Origin of the sequence: Sphingomonas sp. (genome assembly GCF_036387535.1) — a bacterium.
GTDB lineage: Bacteria > Pseudomonadota > Alphaproteobacteria > Sphingomonadales > Sphingomonadaceae > Sphingomonas_R.
On record NZ_DASVTO010000016.1, the window covers coordinates 1 to 5,567 of the forward strand.

6 protein-coding genes and 1 tRNA gene are annotated in these 5,567 nt (G+C 66.4%); 3 read left to right on the forward strand and 4 right to left on the reverse strand.

The genetic code is table 11. The features are described from left to right. Positions 1-698, reverse strand: a 698-nt coding sequence (locus tag VF649_RS01690; RefSeq protein ID WP_331010224.1) for a 4-hydroxybenzoate octaprenyltransferase, incomplete at its 3' end; no start/stop codon positions are given. Positions 699-853: 155 nt separating this feature from the next. Here VF649_RS01690 and VF649_RS01695 point away from each other — a divergent pair. Continuing rightward, positions 854-1,594 carry a 16S rRNA (uracil(1498)-N(3))-methyltransferase gene (locus VF649_RS01695; RefSeq protein WP_331010225.1) on the forward strand — a complete coding sequence of 247 codons (741 nt, stop codon included), beginning with the start codon at positions 854-856 and terminating at the stop codon, positions 1,592-1,594. 63 nt (positions 1,595-1,657) lie between these two features. Further along, entirely contained in the window at positions 1,658-3,031 is a 1,374-nt protein-coding gene (locus tag VF649_RS01700; RefSeq protein WP_331010226.1) for a glutamate--cysteine ligase, read from the forward strand. Positions 3,032-3,071: 40 nt separating this feature from the next. Here the strand turns inward: VF649_RS01700 and VF649_RS01705 are convergent, their stop codons facing one another. Then, a complete protein-coding gene (locus VF649_RS01705; protein ID WP_331010227.1) occupies positions 3,072-4,334 on the reverse strand; it encodes a methyltransferase family protein in 1,263 nt (420 codons plus the stop codon). Positions 4,335-4,490: 156 nt separating this feature from the next. Here VF649_RS01705 and VF649_RS01710 point away from each other — a divergent pair. Beyond that, positions 4,491-4,564 (forward strand) — tRNA-Gly (locus tag VF649_RS01710). Between the two features lie 69 nt (positions 4,565-4,633). Here the strand turns inward: VF649_RS01710 and VF649_RS01715 are convergent. Next, positions 4,634-5,146, reverse strand: a complete 513-nt coding sequence (locus tag VF649_RS01715; protein ID WP_331010228.1) for a hypothetical protein — start codon at positions 5,144-5,146, stop codon at positions 4,634-4,636. A 157-nt stretch (positions 5,147-5,303) separates the two neighbouring features. Beyond that, the coding region (locus VF649_RS01720) for a hypothetical protein (protein WP_331010229.1) at positions 5,304-5,567 on the reverse strand (264 nt) is incomplete at its 5' end.

The window sequence follows — 5,567 nt, forward strand, 5'->3', positions numbered from 1 at the left end:
GCATATAACCCGGCGATCCCCACTCGCGCATGCCTGCCCAGCGCCAATGCGCTCGACTTCACCCCCGCCAACGCATCGTCCTCGGCATCCTGCAACGCATAGATGGTGTCATAGCCGATCACCCAGGCGATCGATCCGCCATAAAGCCAGAACAGCGTGGGTGCGAACCCGCCCGTCACCGCGACCCATCCGACCAGCGCGGCCCAGCTGAACACGATCCCCAGCCACGCCTGCGGCCACCAGGTAATTCGCTTCATGTACGGATAGGCCGCCACAGCCCCCAGACTGGCCACGGCGGTGATCCCGGCGGCCAGGTTCAACTGCGTCAGCACGCCCAGCCCCACCAGGCACAGGCATAGCAGCCAGATCCAGGCCGCTCGCACCGACACACGCCCGCTTGCCAGCGGCCGGTCGCGCGTCCGCGCAACCTGCGCATCCAACGTGCGATCGACGATGTCGTTATACACGCACCCTGCCCCGCGCATCACCACCGCGCCCAGCGCGAACCACAGGATCAGGTCGACGCGCGTCCATCCCGCCCCCGCCAGCGCGATCGCCCACGCCCCCGGCCAGAACAGCAGCCACGCCCCGATCGGGCGATCGAACCGCGCCAGCAACCATAACGGCCGGAGAAAAGCGGGCAGCAGCCGAACCAGCCCCCGCCCTTCGCTGTCCGGAGTGAAGGTATCGATGGTCATGCGGCCCCCTACCACTTCCCCTGTGCTTTCGGGAGAGGCCGGAAACCATCCCGCTCACCCCGCGCCAGGTGCCGCTGACCCCACTTGCCGGCATCCCGGCCTCACGCTCCGCGAAACAGCAGGGTAAGAACGGCCGACTCACGTGAAAGCCGCTCATGCCCGCCACTCCCGCCTGGCCGCCCAACACCCTGCCACGCCTGTTCGTAGATCAACCGCTGGCGCAGGATCAGCATCTCACCCTGGATGGTCCCGCCGTCAATTATCTCGGCACGGTCCTCCGCCTGAAACCCGGCGCGCAGCTGAAGCTGTTCGATGACCGCACCGGCGAATGGCTTGCGGATATCGTGAACACCGAACGCCGGCACGTCACGCTGGCCGTAACCCGTCACCTGAAACCGCGGGAAACCGTGCCCGATCTCTGGCTGCTCGCTGCCCCGGTCAAGAAAGGGCGGATCGACTGGCTGATGGAAAAGGCCTGCGAACTTGGTGTCGCGCGAATCGTCCCGGTGCTTACCCAGCGCACCATCGTCGATCGGCTCAACCGCGACCGGCTGCACGCGCATCTGGTCGAGGCTGCCGAACAATGCGGCCGCACCGCGCTACCTGAACTGGCGGAGCTCACCCGGCTCGACGTGGTATTGAAAAGCTGGCCGGCCGATCGGCAATTGCTGTTCGCGGACGAAACCGGCGGGATATCCCTCGCGCTCGCCGCCCGCCCTGGCCCTGCCGCGATCCTGATCGGTCCCGAAGGCGGCTTTACGGATGCCGAACGCGATGCGATCCGTGCGCTGGATCCGGCGACGGCGATCACGCTCGGGCCCCGCATCCTGCGTGCGGACACCGCCATGGCCGCCGCCGTGGCGCTCTGGATGGCGCAGATCGGCGACTGGCGATGACCTTGGTCGGATCATGGAAATGCCGGCTGGCGTCGGACGATCGGCGCGCGTAATGGCGCGACCATGAGCACGCGCACCGACGGCATCGGGGAAGACCCGCACATCACCTCGCGCGATGATCTCATCGCGCTCTTCTCCGGCGGTGAAAAACCGAAGGAGCGGTGGCGGATCGGGACCGAACATGAAAAGTTCGTTTATCGCACGACCGACCATCGTGCGCCCTCCTATACCGAAACCGGCGGCATCCGCGATCTGCTGTCCGGCATGACCGACTTCGGCTGGACGGGGATCGAGGAAGGCGGAAACGTCATCGCGCTGGGTGGCAGCGATGGCAATGTCAGCCTGGAACCCGCCGGCCAGTTCGAACTCTCGGGTGCCCCGCTCGACAATCTGCATCAGACCTGCGCCGAAACCGGCCGTCACCTGGAACAGGTCAAGGCGGTCGGCGACAGGCTCGGCCTCGGCTTCCTCGGGCTCGGCATGTGGCCGGACAAGGGCCGCGACGAACTGCCGATCATGCCCAAGGGCCGCTACCGCATCATGCTCGATCATATGCCGCGCGTCGGCACGATGGGGCTCGACATGATGCTGCGCACCTGCACGATCCAGACCAACCTGGATTATGCCAGCGAAGCGGACATGGTGAAGAAGTTCCGGGTCAGCCTTGCCCTGCAACCGCTCGCCACCGCGCTCTTCGCCAACTCACCCTTCACCGATGGCAAGCCAAACGGCTATCTCAGCTATCGCAGCCACATCTGGACCGATACCGATCCCGCCCGCACCGGTATGCTGCCCTTCGTGTTCGAAGACGGCTTCGGCTATGAACGCTATGCCGATTACATGCTGAACGTGCCGATGTACTTCGTCTACCGCGACGGTCGCTATATCGACGCCGCCGGGCATGATTTCCGCGCCTTCCTGCGTGGCGAGCTGCCGGTTTATCCCGGACACCGTCCGACCCGGACCGACTGGTCCGATCACCTTTCGACCGCCTTTCCGGAAGTGCGATTGAAAAGCTTCCTGGAAATGCGCGGCGCGGATGGCGGCCCGTGGAACAAGATCTGCGCCCTGCCCGCCTTCTGGGTCGGGCTGCTCTATGACGATGCTGCGCTCGACGCGGCCTGGGATCTGGTCAAGCATTGGACGATCGCCGACCATAACCGGATCCGTGCCGACGTCCCGAAACAGGGGCTGAAGACCCGCGGGCCGCGCGGCCGCACCTTCCAGCAATTGGGACGGGAGGTGCTCGACATCGCACATGCCGGCCTGGCCGCTCGTGGCCGCCTCAACGCTGCGGGCGAAAATGAAACCGGCTTTCTCAACCCGCTGCGTGATATCGTCGCCAGCGGCAAGACGCCCGCCGAACGCCTGCTAGATCTGTATCACGGCGAATGGCGCGGCGATCTGTCCCGGATCTACAAGGACATGAGCTTCTAAGCCTTACCCTTCACCTCCGAGGGGGTGAGGCTTCAGCCCCTCACCAACCGCCGGTCTTCAACCCCATGCGCGCAAACATCCGCGGCACCACCCCATGCCGGTCCATCCAGGCCGCATAGGCGCGGTAATCCGGGTCGGCGCCCAGATGCCGTTCCTCGGTCCGCGCCCGCCAGTAATAGACACCGCTCACCACCCCCAGCATGACCACGTTCCGCGTCGCATCGACGACGCTATGGTTCACCGTCAGGACCGGCATCGCCGACAGCCACCAGAACAGGTTCTTCGCCAGATAGGCCGGGTGCTTGGTCCAGCGATATGGTCCGTTGGTGATGATCCCGCGATGCGTCAGGTTGGAAAATCGCAGGCCGAACGCCACCGTCGCCCACGCATAGATGCCCGTCAGGACGATCAGCGGGATCATGTAGGCGAGCGTCAGCCGCGGACTGCCCGCCAGCCACCACGACCAGTTCGCGCCGCTCGTTTCATAATCCACCACCCCGCCGCGCGCGATCAGCACGAACGGCGGATAACAGGCGAGCGCCGACACCCAACCCGCCAGATAGGGATTGGCGGAGCGGATCTGTGCATCCAGCGGCCGCATCGTCAGGACATATCCGACCGTCGCGAACGCGACGTCGATCAGGAACATCAGCGCGATCAGCCCGAATGCCGCCGCCATCGGATCGGCCAGCATCGCCGGTACCTGCCGGCTCAACAGCTCGTGCCAGTTGCCCGGCACGATCGACAGCATGAACGCCGTGAAGAACCCCTTCACCGCCCAGGCGCGCAGATGGCCACGCAGCACTTCGCGGTCGTACCGCCGTCCGGTCAGCCACCGCCCGCACGCATAGGCACCGTCGCGGGCGTCCACCAACCGCCGGTCGATCCACAGCAGATACGGTACCGACAGCGCCAGCAACAGCGGCACGGCGCCGGCCATCAGGTGCATCGCGAACACATAGCCGCCCTGCCAGTACCATCGTCCCAGCGCATAGAAGGCGCCGATCGCCGCCCATGTCGCCCACAACCCGACCAGCTTGGTCGATGCCGTCTCGCGGACCTCCGCCCACGGCCGCCGCAGCGTCCAGTCGATCCCGGTCGACGGCCGGCGGTGCACCCGGTCCACCAGCACCGACCACAGGACCATCGGCACCCCGCACGCCAGCACGGCGGTCATCCCCGCCAGCGGTCCGTCCATCGTCCATTGCCACGCAACCAGGGTCCAGCCGGCCAGCCCGATCATCCCGACCAGCCCCACCCAGCCACTCACCGCCGACCGCGGCCTTGGATCCCCCTGCATCATCCGATCGCCATACACCGCAATCGTGGAGGAATCACAAAGCCGCCCCGAACTCGTCCAGACAAAGGACCGATCCCCGACCTTGCCGCCGACCGAAGACGGCGCTAAAGACCTTGAGCCACGCAAACGCCGTCCCGAGGGACTCCGACGTGGCAACATGCGGGTGTAGCTCAATGGCAGAGCAGAAGCTTCCCAAGCTTACGACGAGGGTTCGATTCCCTTCACCCGCTCCAATTTGCCAAGTGTGCCGCTTTTAACGCTGGCGCCGGCAGGCCGATCTTCTCCCACCGCAGACATCCCGTTCATTGCGCCGCTTTTTTCGGGGTTCCCGTGTCGGGATTGGTGACGTCGGCGAAGTAGGTGACGCGCAGCATGGCCGGGCCGGACGGCATGGGGCGCGACGGGGTGGTGCCCGTTTCGACCCCGTTGGCCGCGACTTCGATGGCGGCGTTCCGGCTGTCGAGTGCGGCGTACAGGCTGACTGCGTCGGGGCCGGTCACCCGGGTGGTGGATACGACCGGCGGGCGCGGGCGCGCATTCTGGAAATAGGCGGCCAGTTGCAGTCCCGCCGCCACCACCGACGCGCGCTCCGTCGCGGTGGCGCTGGGCGGCAGCACCCAAGCCAGCTTGACTGTGGTCAGCGCCCTGGACCCCGCGGCGAAGATATAGGTGACGGTCGCGGGACCGGGGCCGGGTTCCAGCCGCGGCAGGCTGACCTGCAGCAATCGGGTGCCTTCCACGCGGTTCGTCGCCTCCGCGATGGCGACACCGGGGAAATCGACGCCGATCGCGGCGCGCGCGGCGCGTTCGCTCATGCCGAAATCCGCATGCCGGAACCCAGTAATGCGATATTCGGCCGCGGGAGCAGACATTTGTGCAGCCGTCGTTGTGGCCGCTGCACCCGCGCACAGTGCAAAGGCGATGCGGTGAGGAAGGCGGATCGTCATATCATAGCGTCCTGCGCATGCCGGGTCAGAACTCGCCGGGCTTGATGGCGGTGATGTCGGGCCGGTCGGCCGACGCGGCGAAGCTGACGTGAAGCAATGCCGGACCGGCGGCCGCAGGGGCAGGCTGCGACATGGCGGGAGGCCGCAGGCTGAACGGCACGCCTTCCAGGCGGACATCCACCGCGCCGCCCGCTTCGCCGCTACCGGCGAACAGGATCAATGTGCGCGGGCCGATCGCGGCCCCCCGCGTGACCGTGCCGACCTTCCAATAATAGCTGGCGAAATCCGC

Bases quoted from the DNA above. Each gene is read 5' to 3' on its own strand.
- VF649_RS01695 (WP_331010225.1), top strand. From the start codon at position 854: ATGCCCGCCACTCCCGCCTGGCCGCCCAACACCCTGCCACGCCTGTTC.
- VF649_RS01700 (WP_331010226.1), top strand. From the start codon at position 1,658: ATGAGCACGCGCACCGACGGCATCGGGGAAGACCCGCACATCACCTCG.
- VF649_RS01705 (WP_331010227.1), bottom strand. From the start codon at position 4,334: ATGATGCAGGGGGATCCAAGGCCGCGGTCGGCGGTGAGTGGCTGGGTG.
- VF649_RS01715 (WP_331010228.1), bottom strand. From the start codon at position 5,146: ATGAGCGAACGCGCCGCGCGCGCCGCGATCGGCGTCGATTTCCCCGGT.